Source organism: Synechococcales cyanobacterium CNB (assembly GCA_030263455.1).
GTDB lineage: Bacteria > Planctomycetota > Phycisphaerae > Phycisphaerales > UBA1924 > CAADGN01.
In genome coordinates this window covers 67,110-86,224 of sequence record SZOZ01000007.1, presented here as the reverse complement: position 1 = coordinate 86,224, position 19,115 = coordinate 67,110, and the positions used below count along the sequence as shown (strand labels likewise).

The 19,115-nt window shown below is 69.2% G+C and carries 18 protein-coding genes; 12 read left to right on the top strand and 6 right to left on the bottom strand.

Features of this window, described 5'->3' with window-relative positions:
* Positions 1-89: 89 nt before the first annotated feature.
* A complete protein-coding gene (locus FBT69_08255) occupies positions 90-1,589 on the bottom strand; it encodes a YIP1 family protein (protein ID MDL1904783.1) in 1,500 nt (499 codons plus the stop codon).
* A 21-nt stretch (positions 1,590-1,610) separates the two neighbouring features.
* The gene (locus tag FBT69_08250) at positions 1,611-2,165 is read right to left on the bottom strand and encodes a hypothetical protein (protein MDL1904782.1); all 555 of its coding nucleotides are present in this window, start codon (positions 2,163-2,165) and stop codon (positions 1,611-1,613) included.
* A 209-nt stretch (positions 2,166-2,374) separates the two neighbouring features.
* Between FBT69_08250 and FBT69_08245 the strand changes: the two genes are divergently transcribed.
* From FBT69_08245 to FBT69_08225, 5 genes are all read left to right on the top strand, one after another.
* On the top strand, positions 2,375-2,851 hold the full coding sequence (locus tag FBT69_08245) for an arginine repressor (GenBank protein MDL1904781.1): 477 nt from the start codon (positions 2,375-2,377) through the stop codon (positions 2,849-2,851).
* The gene (gene argC / locus FBT69_08240; protein ID MDL1904780.1) at positions 2,848-3,900 is read left to right on the top strand and encodes an N-acetyl-gamma-glutamyl-phosphate reductase; all 1,053 of its coding nucleotides are present in this window, start codon (positions 2,848-2,850) and stop codon (positions 3,898-3,900) included. Before FBT69_08245 ends, argC begins: the two co-directional genes overlap by 4 nt.
* Positions 3,822-4,733 (top strand): acetylglutamate kinase, encoded by a 912-nt coding sequence (gene argB, locus FBT69_08235; protein ID MDL1904779.1) that lies wholly within the window; start codon positions 3,822-3,824, stop codon positions 4,731-4,733. The genes argC and argB overlap by 79 nt, the downstream gene beginning before the upstream one ends.
* 126 nt (positions 4,734-4,859) lie before the next feature.
* Entirely contained in the window at positions 4,860-5,861 is a 1,002-nt protein-coding gene (argF, locus tag FBT69_08230; GenBank protein ID MDL1904778.1) for an ornithine carbamoyltransferase, read from the top strand.
* Positions 5,861-7,177, top strand: a complete 1,317-nt coding sequence (locus tag FBT69_08225; protein MDL1904777.1) for a hypothetical protein — start codon at positions 5,861-5,863, stop codon at positions 7,175-7,177. Before argF ends, FBT69_08225 begins: the two co-directional genes overlap by 1 nt.
* 45 nt (positions 7,178-7,222) lie before the next feature.
* Here the strand turns inward: FBT69_08225 and FBT69_08220 are convergent, their stop codons facing one another.
* The gene (locus tag FBT69_08220) at positions 7,223-7,474 is read right to left on the bottom strand and encodes a hypothetical protein (GenBank protein MDL1904776.1); all 252 of its coding nucleotides are present in this window, start codon (positions 7,472-7,474) and stop codon (positions 7,223-7,225) included.
* Between the two features lie 58 nt (positions 7,475-7,532).
* Between FBT69_08220 and FBT69_08215 the strand changes: the two genes are divergently transcribed.
* Positions 7,533-8,306 carry a murein peptide amidase A gene (locus FBT69_08215; protein MDL1904775.1) on the top strand — a complete coding sequence of 258 codons (774 nt, stop codon included), beginning with the start codon at positions 7,533-7,535 and terminating at the stop codon, positions 8,304-8,306.
* Here the strand turns inward: FBT69_08215 and FBT69_08210 are convergent.
* Positions 8,284-8,766 carry a hypothetical protein gene (locus FBT69_08210; GenBank protein ID MDL1904774.1) on the bottom strand — a complete coding sequence of 161 codons (483 nt, stop codon included), beginning with the start codon at positions 8,764-8,766 and terminating at the stop codon, positions 8,284-8,286. The two genes, FBT69_08215 and FBT69_08210, sit on opposite strands and share 23 nt — an antisense overlap.
* Positions 8,767-9,367: 601 nt before the next feature.
* Between FBT69_08210 and FBT69_08205 the strand changes: the two genes are divergently transcribed.
* The gene (locus FBT69_08205) at positions 9,368-9,916 is read left to right on the top strand and encodes a hypothetical protein (protein ID MDL1904773.1); all 549 of its coding nucleotides are present in this window, start codon (positions 9,368-9,370) and stop codon (positions 9,914-9,916) included.
* A 48-nt stretch (positions 9,917-9,964) separates the two neighbouring features.
* Here FBT69_08205 and FBT69_08200 read toward each other — a convergent pair whose 3' ends face one another.
* A complete protein-coding gene (locus FBT69_08200) occupies positions 9,965-11,509 on the bottom strand; it encodes a SpoVR family protein (protein MDL1904772.1) in 1,545 nt (514 codons plus the stop codon).
* Positions 11,510-11,627: 118 nt separating this feature from the next.
* Complete coding sequence (locus FBT69_08195) at positions 11,628-12,083, bottom strand: hypothetical protein (protein ID MDL1904771.1); 456 nt, start codon at positions 12,081-12,083, stop codon at positions 11,628-11,630.
* A 176-nt stretch (positions 12,084-12,259) separates the two neighbouring features.
* On the opposite strand from FBT69_08195, the gene cysC reads away from it, so the two are divergent.
* From cysC to FBT69_08170, 5 genes are all read left to right on the top strand, one after another.
* Entirely contained in the window at positions 12,260-12,886 is a 627-nt protein-coding gene (gene cysC, locus FBT69_08190; GenBank protein MDL1904770.1) for an adenylyl-sulfate kinase, read from the top strand.
* 48 nt (positions 12,887-12,934) lie between these two features.
* The gene (locus FBT69_08185) at positions 12,935-13,297 is read left to right on the top strand and encodes a four helix bundle protein (GenBank protein ID MDL1904769.1); all 363 of its coding nucleotides are present in this window, start codon (positions 12,935-12,937) and stop codon (positions 13,295-13,297) included.
* 110 nt (positions 13,298-13,407) lie between these two features.
* Complete coding sequence (locus FBT69_08180) at positions 13,408-14,436, top strand: 3'(2'),5'-bisphosphate nucleotidase (GenBank protein MDL1904768.1); 1,029 nt, start codon at positions 13,408-13,410, stop codon at positions 14,434-14,436.
* A 196-nt stretch (positions 14,437-14,632) separates the two neighbouring features.
* Entirely contained in the window at positions 14,633-15,853 is a 1,221-nt protein-coding gene (locus FBT69_08175; protein MDL1904767.1) for a hypothetical protein, read from the top strand.
* Positions 15,854-15,876: 23 nt separating this feature from the next.
* The gene (locus FBT69_08170) at positions 15,877-19,110 is read left to right on the top strand and encodes a hypothetical protein (GenBank protein ID MDL1904766.1); all 3,234 of its coding nucleotides are present in this window, start codon (positions 15,877-15,879) and stop codon (positions 19,108-19,110) included.
* The last annotated feature ends 5 nt before the right edge of the window (positions 19,111-19,115 follow it).

Genomic DNA, 19,115 nt, shown 5'->3' with positions numbered 1-19,115 from the left:
TCCGGTGCCGAATCATAGAGAGCACCCCGCGGTGCGACCCCGACCTTCCCTATCGGTTGTACGACCGGACGGACGCTCGGGATCACTGTTTAGCGATCGTCCTGCGGAAGACGGACCGCGGGTGCGTCCGGCGATACCGTCCTCGGGTCCGGCAGCGGGGGCAGGCCGAACGACGCGCGCAGGTCGTTCTGTTGCTGGAGGAAGGTCTGGAACTGGCGGGGCGGAATCGCGATCGCCGCGCCGTTGGCCAAGGCCGCCGCTCCGGGTGTCGAGACCGGGTTCGACGCCGGGTCGGGCGAGTGGATCACGACCCAGAGCGAGGAGCAGGTGGGGTCGGTGGGGTCGAACCCGTGATAGGTGAACACGAAGTCGCCGACGCGGTGTGCGACCACACCCTGCGGCAGCGACGCGGCGGCCCTCGCCGCGAAGGCCTTCGCTTGTGCCTCGGGCATGATCGAGAAGGTCTGCAGGTCGGTGTTCTCGAAGGCGGGGGCTGTCGTGGTGGTGGCGGTTGTTGCCGAGGAGAACATCGCGGCCGAGAGCGTGCCGTCGGTCACGAGTTCGAGCGCGTGGGTGGGCGGCCTGTTCTGCGCAGTGCTGAAGGCTTGTATCGCGGCGGCGACGTTCTGCGTCTCGGCGACCGCGCTCATGCCGCGCGCCGTCGTGACGGCGGTCTGAGCCGAGCTGACGGCGCTGAAGATGAGCGCGACGTACGCGGCGACGCCGAGCACGGTCACCGCGGCGGGCGGTCCGATCACGCAGATAGCTGCCCGGACCGGCCGGACGGACTGGCCGCGAATCACCATGATAGTCGCCGCCACGAACCACCACACCCCGCCGATCATCCAGCCGAAGTACCACCCGACGCACGGGACAGCGGAGATCAGCATCGGCCCGCAGGTGTAGAGGATGGCGTGCGCGGTCCGCCCGATGCCGTGCGCCGTGCCGCCCGTGACCAGGAGCAGCCCGTGCGAGGCTGCGATCCAGAGCCACGCTACGACGATCGCGCCGATCACCGAGGCGATGGTGCCGATGGCGACGCCGAACAGCCCACCGGCGAGCGCCGGCCCAACGCCCGGACCTCCGCCGCCCATCCCCGCGAACAAGCCTATCACGACGAAGAGCGCGACAATCGTGAGCACGGTCAGCGCGCCAATGACCGCGTGCGTGACGACGAGGAACCACGTCGCGGTCGCGGTCGAACTCTCGGGGGGTGTCAGGGCGATGATCCGCGCGGGCTGGGCCGCGCCGCGCAGCGCGGTCCTCCACCATCGCGAGAGGAAGCCCGAGCGCTTCGAGAGCCACGGCATCTCGTCCGGGATGGTGCGATCCTCCTCCACGCCCTCGGTCGGCAGGAGCACCATCTCGTCCATGTCGATGCGCGTGCCGCAGCGCACGCAGTCGAACGTCCGCGGTTCGAGGTGTCCGTTCGGCCCGGTGCCGTAGTAGTCCTGCCCGCAGTGGGGGCAGCAGAACCGCACGCTGTTCGCGACGAAGGCGAAGTCGGAGGGCTTGAAGGGCGAGCCGCACTCGGGGCACTGGCGTGAGCGGAGGTTCCAGAGCGAGTAGTCGCAGGTCTTGCAGCGCATCGCGAGTCGGCTCCGGGGCGGTCAGTTCCAGGTCGAGACGTGCTCTCGGACGCGCCGCCGAGTGAACCACACGACGAGGAAGACGGGCCAGACCATGCTGAGGAGGACGCCGAGGCCGACGCTGCCGTAGGCGATGAGCGTCGTCCACCCTCCGATCGGGGCGAAGGCGGGCGGGTCGGCGGCCTGCATGGCTTCCATCTGCGCCACCTGCGCCAGCGCGCCGAGCACGCCCTCGCCGAGCGAGAGCACGATGTCCAGCACGGCGTATCGGATCGCCCACGCCGAGGCCCACGCGCGGCGCTTCAGGAGTCCGATGCCGACCGCGACAAGCAGGCCGGCCACGATGGTCTTGAGCAGCGAGATCCCCGCGATCGGCCAAGCGTACACCCCCATCATGGAGAACGACCGGCCGACCGCCTCGGGCATCTCCTCCTGGGGCATCGAGGCGAAGAAGCGGTCCATCATCATGAAGAAGAGCGGGGTGGCGATGCCCCAGCACTTGCCCAGCGCACCCAGCACGCCGAAGACGATCGACAGGATGCCCAGCACCGCCACCCAGGCCGGAGGGCCAGGCACGGGGCGGGCCACCAACGCCCCGGGTGATGTCGGAGGCGCGCCAGGGGGCATCGACAGATGGTCTCCTTCCGGCTCGGTCATGGTGCGGTGCCTCCGGTCGCGTCGAGGATACCGGGGTGCTGGGAACCCCGGGCCGCCGATTTCGCGTGCGTGCCCGCCGGGCGGGGGCGGCCGGCTTGACTGTTTATGCATACAATGTATAATCGTGCATGACCGGACGAGTCCGTCGACAGCAGGTGATCGCCGACCTCATCGTCCGCCGGCCCGTGCGCAGCCAGTCGGAACTGCGCGACCTGCTGGCCCAGCGTGGCATCGAGGTCACGCAGGCGACGCTTTCGCGCGACCTGCGCGAGATGGGCGTCGCCAAGTCGCCGCGTGGCTACGTGCCGGCGGGCGTTGCGGTCGCCCCGCCGCCCACCGCGGCGGGGCGTGCCCTGGAGGGCGCGCTGCGGGCCTTCGTCACCTCGGCGGAGCAGGCGGGGAACCTCGTCGTACTGCGCACCGGCCCGGGGCACGCCGCGCTCGTCGCGCTCGAACTGGACCGTTCGCCCCCTCCCGGCGTGGTGGGGACGATCGCGGGCGACGACACGATCTTTGTCGCGGCGCGCACCATCCAGCAGGCCGCGCGGCTCGCGATGCAGCTCAAGCGCACCGCCAATCTCGCGGGCGGCGGAGGTTCGCGGTGAAGCGGGCGGTAATCATCGGCGCGAGCGGGTACACCGGCGCGGAACTCGCCGCCATCCTCCTGCGCCATCCCCGCGCCGAACTTGTCGGCCTCTTCAACTCCGGGCGCGCCGGCGGCGCGGTGCGCGGCTTCGACGAACTCTTTCCGCGCTTCCGGGGCGAGATCGACCTGCCCGTTCTGCCGTTGGACCTTGAGGCTGTCGCCGCGCTCGCGCCGGACGCGGTGTTCCTGTGTACGCCGCACGAGGCGAGCGCGTCGCTCGCCCCCGCGCTGCTCGAACGCGCCCTGCTCACGCTCGACCTCTCGGCCGCGTTCCGCCTTCCCGACGCCGCGCTGTACCCGAAGCACTACGCCTTCGAGCACGAGCGCCCCGACCTCCTGCGCGACGCCGTCTACGGCCTGCCCGAGCGGAACCGCGCCGGGATCGCCGGCGCGCGACTGATCGCCGTGCCGGGGTGCTATCCCACCAGCGTGATCCTTCCGCTGGCCCCGCTGGTTGAAGCCCGCGCGATCCGCCACGGCACGCGGCCGATCATCGACTCGACGAGCGGCGTCAGCGGCGCGGGCCGCGCGCCCACCGAGCGCACGCACCTGTGCGAGGTCTCGCAGCAGCCTTACGGCGTGCTCAGCCACCGCCATCAGCCCGAGATCGTCGCGCACGCGGGCGTGCCCGTCGTCTTCACGCCGCACCTCGGCCCGTACGACCGCGGCATCCTGAGCACGATCCACGTCGAACTCGCCGAGGAGTGGGACCGCGCCCGAGTCGGTGCTGCGCTCGACGCCGCGTACGCCGACGAGCCGTTCGTTCGCCTCCTGCCGCCGGGCCAGTGGCCGAGCGTGGACGCGGTGCGGGGCACGAACTACCTCGACCTTGCCTTCGCGGTGGACACCTCGCACGGTGCGGGCGCGCACCTCATCCTCGTTTCCGCGATTGACAACCTCGTGAAGGGTGCGTCGGGCCAGGCGGTGCAGTGCATGAACGTGCGCCTGGGCCTTCCGGAGACGGCGGGCCTGCTGCCGGAGCGTCTGGGCGCGGGGGTAGCGTTGTGACCGCGCCCATCGTCGTCAAGATCGGCGGCCGCGCCCTCGACGAGGCCGCTTCGCGCGGTCCGCTCTGGAACGCACTCGCCTCGCTCGCGCGCGAGCACGCCGGCGGCGTCGTGATCGTGCACGGGGGCGGCGCGGCCGTTGACGCCCACCTTGTGCGACTCGGCATGTTCACCGCCCGCGCCGAGGGTCTTCGCATCACGCCGCCCGAGCAGATGGACGAGGTCGCCGCCGTTCTCGCGGGGCGTGTGAACACGCTTCTCGTCGGGCTGTTGCTGGCGGCGGGCGTGAACGCTGTGGGCCTTCGGCTGGGCGACGCGGGTGCGGCGCGCTGCGACCTCCACCGGCGTGCCGGCACGGACCTCGGCCGCGTCGGGGAAGTCATCGGCGGCGAGGGGGGCGCATGGCGTGCGCTGCTGCGAGCCGGGTGCACGCCCGTTCTCAGTTCGATCGGCTTCGACGAGCGGGGCAGTGCGCTGAACGTGAACGCCGACGACGCGGCCGCCGCCGTCGCACGCATCCTGCGCGCCCACGCCCTCGTGCTGCTCACGGACGTCCCCGGCGTTCGTGGGCAGGACGGCGGCACGATCGTGGAGCTGGACGCCGCGCGTGCCGAATCGCTCATTGACGCGGGGGTGATCACCGGCGGGATGATCCCGAAGGCGCGGGCCGCCGTCGCCACCGCCGAGGCCACCGGCGTGCCGACCGTCATCGCTTCGTGGGACGCCCCAGAACACCTGCGCAATCTCGCCCACGACGCGCCCGTCGGCACGCGATTCACCGCGGGGGCGCGCAGCGCGCCGAGGGTCTCGCTCGCTTCGGATGGGCACGGATAGCCGCGATCAACATGTGCTGAACGCGCCGAAACGAAGAACTCGAAGAGGAATCAACGGTTTCCGCCCTCACGACTGTGCCGCTTTGCTGCCCTGTTGCCTTGCTGCTTTGTCGCCGAAGGAACCACCATGCCGCAGACCACCTCCGCCGTCGTTCCTGTCGAGGTCAAGCCCTCGAAGCCTGCCGCCTCGCTCGCCGGGCGAGACTTCCTGTCGATCGCCGATTTTTCCGCGGATGACGTGCTCGATCTGTTTGAGACGGCGGCGGCGATGAAGGCGGACCTGGCCCCCTTCGCCGGCTCGCTCGCGGGGCGGAGCGTGATTACGCTCTTCGAGAAGCCCTCGCTCCGCACGCGCGTCACCTTCGAGGTCGGCCCGACGAAACTCGGCGCGCACGTCATGTACTTCGACCACTCGAAGCAACGCATCGGCGAGCGTGAGAGCGTGAAGGACTACGCGAAGAACCTCGACCGCTGGGTGGACTGCATCGTTGCCCGCGTGTTCGATCACGCCGTGCTGACCGAGATGGCCGAGCACGCCTCGGTTCCGGTCGTGAACGCCCTGAGCGACCGCGAGCACCCGTGCCAGGCGCTGGCGGACCTCTTCACGCTGCGCGAGCGTCTCGGCACGCTCGCCGGGGCGCGGGTCGTCTTCCTGGGCGACGGCAACAACGTCTGCCACTCGCTCATGCTGCTGTGCGCCAAGCTGGGCGTGAGCTTCACGGCCGTCACGCCCCGGGGGTTCGAGCCGCAGTTCGGCGTGGTGCGAGACGCCCTCGCCGACGCGAAGCGCACCGGGGCGACGATCACGCTGAGCCACACCCCCGAGGCGGCCGCCGGCCATCACGCCGTCTACACCGACTGCTGGGTCAGCATGGGCCAAGACCATCAGGCGGCCCTGCGCGACGGCGCGTTCACGCCCTACCGCGCCGACGACGACATGATGGCCCTTGCCTCGCGCGGCATCCCCGGCGGCGCGCTCTTCATGCACTGCCTCCCCGCCCACCGCGGCGAGGAGGTCACCGACGAGGTCATCGACTCGCCCGCCTCGATCGTCTATGACCAGGCCGAGAACCGCATGTGGACGCAGAACGCCCTGCTCTGGCGGCTGCTTGGCGCGGCAGGGCGGTGATGAGCGATGCGGTGACGCGGCGCCGGGAAGAGTCGCGTGCACGCGACCCGGTCGAGCGAAGGATCGCGCTACTACCATCCCGGATGCACCCGCTCGCCGAATCCGATCGCGCCGCGCACCTCCGCTGGCTGCTCGAACTCACGCAGGTTCCGACCGCCGCGGGGCGAGAGCAGCGTGTCGTCGCGTGGGTGGATCGCTGGCTGGCCGAGCGTCCCGATCTCGCGTGCAGCTTCGACCCATCCGGCAACATCACCATTACCCTCCGAGACGCGCCGCGCACCGATGCGCCACTCTACCTCACGGCGCACCTCGACCATCCCGCGTTTGTCGTCGAGCGCATCGTCGCGCCGGGGGTTGCCGAACTCGCCTTCCGCGGCGGCGTGATGGACGATTACTTCGACTCCGCGCGCGTCAATGCGCACGCGGCGGACGACCGTTCGTTCGGGGCGTGCCTTGCCGAGCGCGTTGACGGCGCATCGCCCTTCTTCAAGACCTATCTCGCCGAGTTCGACGACGGCGACGCCGCCACCCTCGCCCTCCGACCCGGCGACGTGGCGGTCTGGTCGCTCCCGCCCGCGGAGGTCGCCGAACGCGACGGCGTCCGTTGCGTCCTCACTCATGCCTGCGACGACTTGGCCGCGCTCGGGGCCGCCCTTGCCGCCCTGGACGTGCTTCGCTCGGCGCGTGCCGCCGGCGAACCCGTCGGCGACGTGCGCCTGCTGCTCACGCGAGCGGAGGAGATCGGCTTTGTCGGCGCGATCGCCGCGTGCCGGCACGGCACGATCGGGGCGGGCGCTCGCCTCATCGCTCTCGAGAACAGCCGCTCGTTCCCCGACTCTCCGATCGGCGGAGGCCCGATCGTCCGCGTCGGCGACCGTGTGAGCGTCTTCACGCCCGAACTCACCGCCGCCGTCGCGAAGGTCGCCGAGGAACTCGCCGGCGGCCCGGCTCAGCCGCTCGCCACGCAGAAGCAGGCGGACCTTCCCGCGTGGCGCTGGCAGCGCAAGCTCATGGCGGGGGGGGCGTGCGAGGCCAGCGTCTTCTGCGCGAGCGGTCTTGCCTCGACCTGCGTCTGCCTGCCGCTGGGCAACTACCACAACATGGCCGATCTTGCCGCGGTGCAGGCGGGTACGAACGCCGCCCCCCCCCGCGTCGCCCGAGAGTACATCGCGCTGGCGGACTACGAGGGTCTGGTCGATCTTCTCGTTGCCTGCGGTCGGCGCCTCGCCGGGCCTGAAGGCGCGACCCTCGGCTCCGCGTCCTTCCGCCAGCGCCTCGACAAACTGTGGAACGACCTCCGCTTCGTCCTCGAATGAGGGAGAGCGGAGGCGCCCCGACCGTGCCGAATCTCCCTCGCATCTTCAGAGCACGAACACCGCCGCCAGCCCTGTGAGGACGAGCGCCACGACCACGATCACCCACGCCGGTGTGCCCTTCCCGCCCAGCGTCGTGAGTGCGCGCCCGCACCGCGGGCACACCTCGGCCTGGTCGTAGACGTCGAACCCGCACTCCGGGCACACGACGAACTCGCTGCCGAAGCGGTCGAGGTCGGCCGCCGACGGTCCTTCGGGGTCAAGCCCCTCGTCGAGATCGGGCTGCGGGTCGTAGGACATTGCCCCGAGTCTACTCGCTTCGCGCGCGGACGCCGCGCGGAGCGGATATACCACGCGCATGCGTCGCGCCGTTTCGACCTGCTTCCTCGCTGCTTTCGTCCTGCTTGGCGCGGGGTGCGCCGCGCCGTCCGTCGGCACCGCACCGCACGCCGTTCCCGCGGCCGCCGCGTCGTGGTCGGTGGTCGGAGCGTCCGTCGAGGGTCGGCCGATCGAAGCCGTCACGATCGGGGCGGGTCGGCGGCGCGTTCTCATCATCGGCGCGATCCACGGCGACGAGCCGGAGGGCCTGCCCGCGATCGACCCGCTCATCGACCACCTCCTCGCTTCGCCGAGCCTGTGTCGCGCCGCCACCGTCCGCATCGTGCGCGACGCGAACCCCGACGGGACGGCGGTCGGCTCGCGCGGCAACGCTCGCCGCATCGACCTCAACCGGAACTGGCCCGCGAGCAACTTCGCCCCCGCCCGCACGCGCGGCTCGCAACCGCTCTCCGAGCCGGAGACCGCCGCCCTGCACACGCTGATCGCCTCGTTCGCGCCGGACCTGGTCGTCGTCTTCCACTCGACGCCCGGCGGCCCGTTCGTGAACTACGACGGCCCGGCGGAGCGCGAGGCCGAGGCCTTCGCCGCCGCCGCCGCACAAGCCGACCCGCGTTGGCGCGTCGTCCCCAACATCGGCTACCCCACGCCCGGCTCGATGGGCTCGTACATCGGCATGGACCTCGGCGTGCCGATCCTCACGGTCGAGTTCGCCCGCCGCCACGACCCCGAGGCCGCCAGCGCCGCCGTCGTCGAAGGCATCGAGGTGGTCCTCACGATGCATGACGGTCGCTGAGCGTACCAGTGGCGGCATGCGCGCCGATCGACGCCGAGTGTTGCCGATCCGCGCTCCACCGCTTCACACGACGAACGATCAACGGCACATGGATCAGAGCCATGCCGAAAATAGCGAACAAGTGAAGTTCACGGCTGAACGACGCGTCATGTCCCGGACGCTTCCCCGGTAGCGTAGGTCCGCACCCACAACCGACTCGATCCAACGCCGCTTGTGGTGCATGCAGAGAATAGAACACAAACATCGAGAGGAAGCACAATGACAGCACGCTGACGAGTCTCAGCGCGCGGTGAAGCGATCGATACGCCAGGCCGATGAGTGCTCCGAGCAGGACCTCGGCAATGCCCACCGTCCAGGCAACGGGGACGAACCACGAAGGGAGGACACCGTGCTCACGAACAGTACGCATGAACGCGCCAGGATCCACGATCTTCCAAAGGCCGCTGAACGTCCAGACCACGAACAGGGCCGTCGCTGCGACAAGCGGGATAGTCCGCGTCTGCCTGCGAGCCAGGGTCGCACACGTGCGGCCGAACGGGTCATCTCAGATGCCTCACGCATTACCCTTGAGCGGCGGTCCTCGAGTCACGATGGCGTGCAAGTTCGCACGACCAAGTCGTCGGGTACTCGTGAGAGACAATCGCTCACGAGCCTTGTGCTCGGCGACCCAGCACAACCAGCGCCGCGACCAGGCACGTCAGTCCGGCGGCAATCAGACCCTTCGAAGCCACGCTCCGCCCCGTCGCGGCGGGAACGAGCCTGCCATCCTTGACCGGGGTGCGCTGAACAGGTCCACGCTTTATGAGAGACTTTCGCGGCCCGAAGGGCCGAGAGGAGTCTCCGATGAAGGGTTCGAACCGCAAGCGGCACCGTCCCGAGGAGGTGGTGGCCAAGCTCAGGCAGGCCGACGAGGCGTTGGCGAAGGGGGTGCCGATCGCCGAGGTGGCGCGGTCGTCTCACTCTCAAACATCTGTGTCCTGGGCTCTCTCGGCTCTGTGTATGCCGCTTCGAACGACGATCGCCTGCCCGTCATTTTCGAGCCGCAGTACGGAACGATCGAGATGGGCAATCTCCAGACGATCACGCTCGAAGATGGAATCCGCATTCCCGGGGGGTGGTTCAACAACAGTACCTACGCCCATCTCGCATTCGATCCCGTCCCGGACCCGCGTGTCCTGACCCACCCGGCCGCCCCGCGCCTTCGGCAGGCGCTCGCCAGAACTCCGCAGCGGTACCTTTCCGACTACAAGTTTGCCGACACCCACTATACTGACTTCGCATACTGGGACATCAACACCCAACAGGGGCCTGCTCAGTGGCGCGCGCAGCGACTGGGAGCGGTCATCTTTCCGTCTAGCAAGGGATTCATGCGACAGGTCACGGCCTACGACTTCCCTGATCGTCCCGATGGCTTCGGCGCATGCTGTGTTGATGGGATCGTGAGTTCGGTTCTGTGGTCCGATCTGAGCGGAGAGCAACTAGTTCAGGCGTCGCTGACGCCCGGCGTGCCGAACTTTTGGCACCATGGGCTGATCGGACCCAAGCCTGTCTGGTCCAAGGGCGTGCCGATCGACAACACACACCGAGGCACGCTCGGCCGAGACCGGTAGTGCGCATCTGCTTCGCACGGGTCCCGTGCATACACACGCGCTCCGTCCTCACTCCACCGCGTGCCCCGGCGCCGGCGTCTCGTCCGTGACCTTCTCCCGCTTCGCCTCCCCCTCCACCTCGTGCAGCGACGTCACGAACATCTCCTCGTTGATCCGCGCCTGCAGGTGCACAGGCCGGCCCCAGAGCAGGCGCAGCGACCGCAGCGCGTCCGCGGCCTTGCCCGCGTCCAGTTCGAGCCCCGTGAACTTGTGGGCCAGGTACAACTCGCCGCGGTTCAGGTAGTTCCCGTCCACCACGTAGATGAAGGGCTGGCCCGCGTTGGTCAGGTGGTGCAGCATCGCCTGCTTCACGCGCTCGAAGTCCCGGCTCACGACCCGCAGTTCGCCTGTCTGCGGATCGCGCCGGTACTGGTACATCTTGTGCCGCTCGACGAACTCGGGCGTGAGGAACTCGTCGATGAAGGAGACGTCGTTGTAGACCCTTCGGACCTCGAAGATCTTGTCGCGGCCCTTCATGGAGCGGTCGTCGAAGCGTTCCCGCGCCCCGATCGTTTCGAGCCGCTCCCACGCCGGCCCGTGCTGGCCGCGGTCCCATCGCCGTTCGATTTCCTTGAAGAGTTCCACGCCGATCTTGTACGGATTGAACCCGCCGGGCGGCATGTGGACGACGCCGGAGTGCTGCTCGGCGTAGTCCACGATCTCGGACGCTTCGAGGAAGTGCCGGGTCATCAGTTTCGAGTGCCAGTACGTGGCCCAGCCCTCGTTCATCACCTTGGTCATGGCTTGCGGCGCGTAGTAGTAGGCCTCGTCACGCACGATCCCGAGGATGTCCGCCTGCCAGTCCTCGAGCGGGGCGTGCCGCAGCAGGAAGAGCAGGACGTCCCGGGTCGGCTCGGCGGGGAAGCGCCGCTTTTCCTCGGCCTGCCGGCGCTCGTGCTCCGCCCGCTGGCGCGCGATCTCGCCCGCGGGGTTGATGAAGGGGTCCATGTAGTCCTTCGCGGGCAGTCGGTCGGGTCGGAAGGCGGCGGCTTCGTCGTCCGTTCCGCGGCGGGCAGGCTCTTCGCGCCGCACGAAGGCCGAGTGCGGGTCGATGAGGTGCTCGATGGAGAGGCAAGCGTCGATGAAGCGCTCGACCGTGGCCTGCCCGTGCCGCTCCGCGTGGCGGCGCACGCGCGTGGCGTGGTTCGCCATCTCGTCCATCATCTTGCGGTTGGTGCGCCCGAACCAGAGGTTGTTCTTGAAGAAGTCCGCGTGCCCGTAGACGTGGGCCATCACGAGTTTCTGGTCGGTGACGCTGTTGCTCTCCTGGAGGTAGGCGTAGCACGGGTCGTTGTTGATCACCATCTCGTAGATGCGGCCCAGGCCGTAGGCGTCGCGCTTGCTCAGCCGCTCGTATTCCATCCCCCACCGCCAGTGCGGGTAGCGCACCGGGAACCCGCCGTAGGCGGCGATCTGGTTCATGGTCTCGAAGTCGAGCACCTCGAAGACGACCTCGAAGAAGTCCAGCCCGTACTCGCGCGCCTTGGCCTTGATCGCGGCCATGTGGTCGCGCAACTCGGGCGACAGGTCGGTCGTGTGCGTCCGCGGTGGCATCCTGCACCTCTATCGGCCCGCGCCGGGCCGAACACGCCCCGATTCCGTGGGCCTCCACACGGCTATACGGTCGGAACCTGTTCGAGGATCGACGGAGTTCGGGCTGGGATGGACGGGCTTACCAATGCATCAGGGAGATCGCAAACAGCAGCAGGCTGCCCAGGAAGATCGTCCAGGCGAAGAAGCAAGCCCAGAGGCGTTCGGCCGGCGTGCGACGGCGAAACACGGCCCTGCCCTTCGCTCGGGCAAGAAAGAGCAGCTGCGCACCGAGGACAATGAGCGTGGCGATCGGGACCACGAACGCGATCCCCGGCGGCCAACTGCCCTCCCAGAGAGAAATCCCGACCATGAGCGCGAGGAACGAGAAGGACCACCCGACCCCGAGCGCCAGCCCGACGATCGTCGCGATGAGCGTTCCGGTTGCCGGCTCCGCCAACCCCACGCGCAGCGTCAGCCCCAACCCGCACTCCGGACACGCCCGACCGGCCAGTCCCCGCAGGTTGTACCCGCACGACGGGCACGGCTCGTCGCGCTCCGCCAGGAACTCCCGCAGCCTGTCCGCCTCCTGCGCCATGGCGTCACTCTATCGGACCTCCCCCGCCCCTCTTTTTTCCTGCTCTGGCCGTTCCCACTTCGCTGGCGCCTGGCGCCGAATGCCTGCTGCCTCCTGCCTACGATCGCATCCCCCGCACCCGCGGGGCCTTGCGCACAACCCATGCGCCCCCACGCACCCCTCCGGAGGCAGGCCCGATGACGCAGGTGAAGTCCACGAACATCCACTGGCACGAGGGCGACATCTCCCGCGACGAACGCTGGAAGGCCCTGCGCGCCAAGGGCGCGACGGTCTGGTTCACGGGCCTCTCCGGCTCGGGCAAGTCCACGATCGCGTCCGCGCTCGAGCAGGCGCTCGTGAACCAGGGCGTGTTCTGCTACCGGCTCGACGGCGACAACGTCCGCTTCGGCCTGAACAAGAACCTCGGCTTCTCGGCGGAGGACCGGGCGGAGAACATCCGCCGCATCGGCGAGGTCGCCAAGCTCTTCGCCGACGCGGGCGTCGTCGCGCTGACCAGCTTCATCAGCCCGTACCGCAACGACCGCGACCTGTGCCGCAAGATCCACGCGGAGGCGAAGCCCGGCCCGCTGGACTTCGTCGAAATCTTCGTGGACACGCCGATCGAGGAGTGCGAACGCCGTGATCCCAAGGGCCTCTACAAGAAGGCCCGCGCCGGCGAGATCAAGGGCTTCACGGGCATCGACGACCCCTACGAGGCCCCGGCCAGCCCCGAACTGGTGCTCGACACGACGAAGCTCACCGTCGAGCAGAGCGTGGCCAAGGTGATCGACCTGCTCGTGGCGAGGGGGGTGCTGGGCAAATAGCCAAAGGGCCAAATAGCCAAATGGCCAAAGGGACGAGGGGGGGGTGTGATGGGACGGTTTCAGGAGGAACTCCTCGAGCGGGTCGAGCGATTCGCGGACCGCGTCCTCGATGTGGCTCGCGCCGTCGAGCAGGCCGGTGCGCCGCGCCGCATCGTCGATCAGTTGATCGGTTCGGGCACCTCGGTCGGCGCGAACACCTTCGAAGCCGACGAGGCCATGAGCCGCCCCGACTTCTGTCGAATCCTCGCGATCATCCTCAAGGAACTGAACGAAACGCGATTCTGGCTCCGCCTGATCTCGCGCCGCGGCTGGGTGCCGCCATCGCGCCTCGAATCGCTCGAGCACGAAGCCCGCGAACTCAAACTCGTCTTCGGAGCCGTCCTCTCCCGCACCCGCGCAAACGACCGCTGACGCCCGCCCGCTCGTCTACGCTTGCCCGCTGCCGCATCCCCGGTCGTCCCTCCTCCGAATTTGGCCCTTTGGAAGTTTGGCCCTTTGGCAATTTGGCCCCGGAGCCTCCCATGCACGACTACCCCACGCTCGCCTCCGCCGCCCGCGACGCCGTCGCGCTCGCCGCGCGGGCCTGCCGCGAGGTGCAGGCCTCGCTCGAGCGCGTGAAGGCGATCACGAAGGACGACAAGTCCCCCGTCACCGTCGCGGACTTCGCGAGCCAGGCGATCGTCGGGCGCGTCCTCACCGAGCGGCTCGGCCGGGGCGTGGTCCTCGTCGGCGAGGAGGACAGCAAGTGGCTCCGCGAGGAAGACCACGCGCCGCACCGTGCCGCCACGCTCGCCGCCGTGCGAGCCGTCTGGCCCGATGCCGACGAGAAATCCATGCTCGACGCCATCGACGTCGGCGCGGGCGACACGCTCCACGGCTCGTTCTGGACCCTCGACCCCATCGACGGCACCAAGGGCTTCCTGCGCAACCAGCAGTACGCCATCGCGCTCGCGTTCGTCGAGCGTGGCACGCCCGTCGTCGGCGTGCTCGGCTGCCCGAACCTCCCGCGCGACTTCCGCAGGCCGCTCGACGAACCCGACGCCCACGGCTGCATCTACACCGCGATCAAGGGCGCGGGCGTGAGCGAAACACCGGCGGACGATCCGGCCGCGGCTCCCGTCACCATCCGGCGCCTCGACCGCGAGGCGGGCGAGCCGCTCTCGATCTGCGAGTCCGTCGAGTCCGCGCACTCGAAGCAGGACGACACCGCCCGCATCCTCGCCCGTCTCGCCGAGGGCGGCCAGCCGTCGCGCGAGCCGGCACGCCTCGACTCACAGGCGAAGTACGCCGTCACCGCCCGCGGCCAGGCGGACGCGTATCTGCGCCTCCCCACGAAGAAGGACTACGTGGAGCGCATCTGGGACCACGCCGCCGGCGCGCTCGTCGCCACCGAGGCGGGCTGCTTCGTCACCGACATCCGCGGCCGCGCCCTCGACTTCTCCCAAGGCCGCGGCCTCGAAAAAAACAAGGGCGTCATCTGCGCCCCCCCCCGAGTCCACGGCCTCATCCTTGGCGCGATCGAAGCCTTGGGCATCGGCAGGGACGCCTGATCATCACCGCCGCCGTGTACGACTCCAGCACCCGGAGGCCGGGGTCGGCCGCGGCTGGCCACTGATTGGCGACAAACTTAGCCAGAATTCGTGCTGGGCACCCCCTGAACGCTTCACTTGCCCCTTGGCGGCTGGTACGGTCATTGCATTGAGCGGGTCTCCGGGGCGTCAGCGCCCGCACTGTGAGGAGACCCCGATGCACCGTCTCGCCGCCGCGCTCGCCATGGCCGCCTGCTCCGCCGCCCTCGCGCAGCAGTACCAGGCCCACATCATCCCCGCGCTCTCGCAGTACGGCATCCCCGAGTCGTACCTGAGCGGCGTCAACGTCCACGGCGTTGCTGTTGGCTTCATGACCTACACCACCCAGGACGCCAACGGCAACTACCACACCACCTACCACGGCTTTGCCTGGACACCCGACACCGGACCGGTCGTTCACCCGACCCCCTCCAGCTACTCGGCCATCAACGACCGTGGCGACATCGTCGCCGGAGGCACGATCTACTTTTCCGACGGCGGCGTCGGTTCCATGGAACCCGTCCCGGGCGACCTCTCCGTCTACGGCTCGGCCATCAACAACACCGGCGCCGTCGCGGGTACCTCCACTTTCCGCTACTACGGCGGCTGCCGATACGCACGCCGTGCCGTCATGTGGACCCTCTCCGGCGGCACCGTCAACCTCGAATCCTTCGTCCCTGCCGCCGAAGTCGGACGCGACATCAACGACGCCAACCACGTCGTCGGCGCCGCCACCTACTCCGGCTCCTGCGGCGACTTCGAAGCCTTCCTCTACCGCGCCGACCAGAACCAGTGGATCGACCTCCACGCCATGCTCACCGGCGGCGGCCCCGGCATCACCGAGGCCTACGCCGTCAACGGAGAGGGTCAAGTCGTCGGCGAAGGGTGGAACGGCTCCTTCGGCTCCGCCTGGCTCTGGGACGAGTTCGAGGGCTTCACCTTCCTCCCCGCCCTCAAGAACGGCGACCGCGACCGAGTGACGCCCTATGACCTGAACAGCGCGGAAACCGTCGTTGGCTCGGCCGCCATCGACGGCTGGACGAACCGGCACGCGTTCATCTGGGACGCCGCGAATGGCATGCGCGACCTCAACGACCTCGTCGAACTCCCCGCCGGGTTCATCCTCGACCGCGCGATCGCCATCAACGAGCACGGCATGATCGTGGGCGACGGGCACTGGGGCCCCGGCTGGGGGCCGGGCGTCGCCTTCGCCCTCGTCCCCATCGCCGCTCCCTGCCCCGCCGACTTCAACGGCGACGGCGTCGTCAATACGCTCGACCTGCTCGCCTTTCTCAACGCCTTCACCGCCGGCGACGCGAGCGCGGACTTCAACGGCGACGGCACGGTGAACACGCTGGACGTGCTGGCGTTCCTCAACGCATTCACGGCGGGTTGCTGAACGAGCGGAAGGAGAGGACCTCGATGAATCGTCAAGCGACATCGGTCGCGGCAGTGTTCGCGGTTCTGCTGGTGTTCGGCGCGGCGGCGCGCGGGCAGGCGAACTTCCACGAGGCATTCGACAACAACGGCCCGAACAACGGGCAGGACGGCCCGGCGAACCTCATCGCCAAGGGGTGGATATTCCGCAACCAGAGCCAGCCGGAAGGCTCGCAGGGGTGGTTCGACGGGTACATCGGTTTCGGCTGGCCTTCGCCGCAGGCGGGTTCTGGCTATCTCGCCGTGGATAGCCTGAGCACGGACTACTTTGGTGGCGACGTGAGCACGTGGGCGATCCTGCCCGCAGTGCCCGGCCAGGCCGCCGGCGACGTCCTGACCTTCTACGCGATCGACATGGGCGGCAGCAACGTGAACACGCTCCAGGTGCGGTACTCGCCGTCGGGAGGGACGGGCACGGGATCGGGCGTGAACGGGGTTGGCGACTTCACGACGCTGCTGCTCGACGTGAACCCGATCCCGGTCGGCGGGTGGAACAAGTACACGGCGACGCTCCCCGGCAGTGGGCGGATCGCGTTGCGGTATTTCATCGCCGACGCGTGCAACTTCGCCTGTTTCGCGTCATACACCGGCATCGACTCGCTGAGTGTCGGTCCGGAGCCGCCGCCGCCCTGCAACATGCCGCCGGTCCCTGCCGTGGGCGAGACCGTGACGTGGACCGTGGCGGGCGGGCCGTACGAGGTCTGCGAGAACATCGGCATCCCTCCGGGATCGACCGTGGTGGTCGAGTCGGGCGTGGAGGTTGCGTTCGACGAGGGGACGCAGCTCGTCGTGAACGGGACGCTGCTGGTGCAGTCGTCGGCGCAGAGCCGGGCGGTCTTCACCCAGTCGGGTACGTTCCCGCCGATGATCGTCGCGCGGCAGGGCGTGGTGGACGCGGCGCACGGGGAGTTTCGCGGCCAGTTCCGCGTGGAGTCCGGCGCGTCCGTTTCGCTGGAATCGTGCGTGTTCCCTGCCGGCGCGGTGCTTTGGGCGCAGGAGCTGCAGGCGGTCGCGCCCCACGTCGTGCTGGACTCGTGTGTCTTCGAGGGCGCATCGGCGGTGCTGAGCGACGCGCTGGTCGAGCTCCGCGGTAACGCCTTCACGGACTCGTTCTGCCAGGTGCTGCGCGGCTACGCGGTGCTGGGTGCGGGCAACATCTTCGTCGGCGGTCCGCTCGCCATCATCCGCGAGGAGACGACGCAGCCGTTCTACGTGGACGGCGTGGCGGCGAGCGGGGTGAACTCGGCGGGCGGGCTGCTGCTCGACGGCGGAAACTTCCTGCTCGGGCAGGGCGTGTCGCTGAGTGGGAACCTGTACCCGCTCACGCTCTCGGGCGGGCTGCTTCCCGGCAGCGCGGTACCGACGGCGGGCAATGCGATCAACGTCATCGACGTGGGCCGGGGGTCGTTCCGCGGGCCGGGTAGGTGGCCCGACTTCGGCATCCCCTACCGGATCACGGACCCGACGGCGTCGGTTGGCGGCGACCTCACGATCGACCCGGGCGTCGTCGTTGAGAGCGTGGGGGGGGGCGGGCTTGTGTTCCAGTCCACCCGGCGTCTGACGGCGGAGGGGCTTCCCGACGCGCCGATCACGTTCCGTGCCGTCGTGCCCCAGCAGCCGTGGCAGGGCATCACGTTCCACGTGAACAGCACCGAGGGGCCGCGGCTCGAGCACTGCATCGTCGAGAACGCCTCGCTCGGCGTCATCAGCACGGACAACCACCTCTACGTTGACAGCACGATCTTCCGCAACAACCAGGTCGGCGCGAACACGAACACATTCGGCTCGATCGCCTTCCGCAAGACGCGGTTCCTGTCGAACGCGGTCGGCGTCAGCACGACGGACCTCGGCTCGCCCATCCTCGCCAGCCCGACCGCGCCCAACTCGTTCTCGGGCAACGGGGCGGCGGTCAACGCCTTTGAGTTCGGCGTGCAGGCCGACGCGCGGCACGCTTGGTGGGGACATCCCAGCGGGCCGCAGCACCCGGCGAACCCGGGCGGGCAGGGCGACGCAGTGGTCGGCCCGGGCGCGAGCGGCGTCATGGTCATCCCGTTCCTCTCGGCCGAGCCGGACTTCGGCGACACGCCGCCGGTCGTTCGGCTCGTGGATCCGGGGCCGTCGTGGCGCACGACGGAGCCATCGACGGACCACCTGCTCGAGACCGGTTCGACGTTCATCGTGTGCTGGGAGGCGAGCGACGACGGAGCGATCGTGTCGCAGCGGATCGAGTTCTCGCCCGACGGGCACTACCAGTCGCGGTTCTTCGTGCTCGCGGACGGCATCCCCGCAGATGCGCGCTCCTGGGAGGTGACGGTGCCGGACCCCGGCTTCGCCGTCACGAACCAGCCGCAGTTCCTGCGGGTGGTCGCGGTGGACGACTCCGGGCAGGAGGCCTGGGACCAGATGCCGGTGGTCGTGCCCTCGAACCGGCTGTCGGGCGACGTGGAGATCGTGACGAACCTGAGCGGCATGACGTTCCACGCGGGCGAGGCGATCCCCGACGTGCACTGGACGGGTTCGGTCAACGACTTCCCCTCGATCCTGCCGTTCATCGTGCTCGAATCGGACGGGTCGGTGATCCAGGGATTGAATGTCGGCGGCGTGGGGATGTTCTTCGGCGGTTTCCCGCACCTTTCGACCGACCGCGCCCGGCTGGCGATCCGGGCGAAAAACAACTCGAACGACGTGGTCTGGTTCTTCGCGGAGGGGTACTTCTCGATCCGGCACGACCCGAGGCTCGGGCTGGAACCGCCGACGGTCGAGGTGCAATCGCCCCCGGACGGGTCGGCCTTCGCGGGCGGAACGGCAGTGCCCGTGCGGTGGATCGCCTCGGACGACGAGGCGCTGGTCGGGTTCGACGTGTGGGCGTCGTACGACGGCGGGCGGACGTTCCACGCGGTGGCGTATGACCTGCCCGGCGCGGCGCGAGCCTTTGACTGGCGGCTGCCGCAGAGCGCGGGGATCGCCGACGTGCGCGTGCGCGTTGTCGCCCACGACCTGCGGTTCCAGAACTCGGCGGACGAGGCGGCCTTCGCGGTTCTCCCGAGCGAGGGATGCGCGGCGGACTTCAACAGCGACGGCACGGTGAACACGCTGGACGTGCTGGCGTTCCTGAACGCGTTCGCGTCCGGCGATCCGAGCGCGGACTTCAACGGCGACGGCACGGTGAACACGCTGGACGTGCTGGCCTTCCTGAACGCATACGCAGTGGGGTGCTGACGGGC

What these genes read in the sequence shown, in the direction of transcription:
- FBT69_08255 (MDL1904783.1), bottom strand. Translation starts at nt 1,589, where the DNA reads ATGCGCTGCAAGACCTGCGACTACTCGCTCTGGAACCTCCGCTCACGC.
- FBT69_08245 (MDL1904781.1), top strand. Translation starts at nt 2,375, where the DNA reads ATGACCGGACGAGTCCGTCGACAGCAGGTGATCGCCGACCTCATCGTC.
- argF (MDL1904778.1), top strand. Translation starts at nt 4,860, where the DNA reads ATGCCGCAGACCACCTCCGCCGTCGTTCCTGTCGAGGTCAAGCCCTCG.
- FBT69_08225 (MDL1904777.1), top strand. Translation starts at nt 5,861, where the DNA reads ATGAGCGATGCGGTGACGCGGCGCCGGGAAGAGTCGCGTGCACGCGAC.
- FBT69_08220 (MDL1904776.1), bottom strand. Translation starts at nt 7,474, where the DNA reads ATGTCCTACGACCCGCAGCCCGATCTCGACGAGGGGCTTGACCCCGAA.
- FBT69_08215 (MDL1904775.1), top strand. Translation starts at nt 7,533, where the DNA reads ATGCGTCGCGCCGTTTCGACCTGCTTCCTCGCTGCTTTCGTCCTGCTT.
- FBT69_08205 (MDL1904773.1), top strand. Translation starts at nt 9,368, where the DNA reads ATGGGCAATCTCCAGACGATCACGCTCGAAGATGGAATCCGCATTCCC.
- FBT69_08200 (MDL1904772.1), bottom strand. Translation starts at nt 11,509, where the DNA reads ATGCCACCGCGGACGCACACGACCGACCTGTCGCCCGAGTTGCGCGAC.
- FBT69_08195 (MDL1904771.1), bottom strand. Translation starts at nt 12,083, where the DNA reads ATGGCGCAGGAGGCGGACAGGCTGCGGGAGTTCCTGGCGGAGCGCGAC.
- cysC (MDL1904770.1), top strand. Translation starts at nt 12,260, where the DNA reads ATGACGCAGGTGAAGTCCACGAACATCCACTGGCACGAGGGCGACATC.
- FBT69_08185 (MDL1904769.1), top strand. Translation starts at nt 12,935, where the DNA reads ATGGGACGGTTTCAGGAGGAACTCCTCGAGCGGGTCGAGCGATTCGCG.
- FBT69_08180 (MDL1904768.1), top strand. Translation starts at nt 13,408, where the DNA reads ATGCACGACTACCCCACGCTCGCCTCCGCCGCCCGCGACGCCGTCGCG.
- FBT69_08175 (MDL1904767.1), top strand. Translation starts at nt 14,633, where the DNA reads ATGCACCGTCTCGCCGCCGCGCTCGCCATGGCCGCCTGCTCCGCCGCC.
- FBT69_08170 (MDL1904766.1), top strand. Translation starts at nt 15,877, where the DNA reads ATGAATCGTCAAGCGACATCGGTCGCGGCAGTGTTCGCGGTTCTGCTG.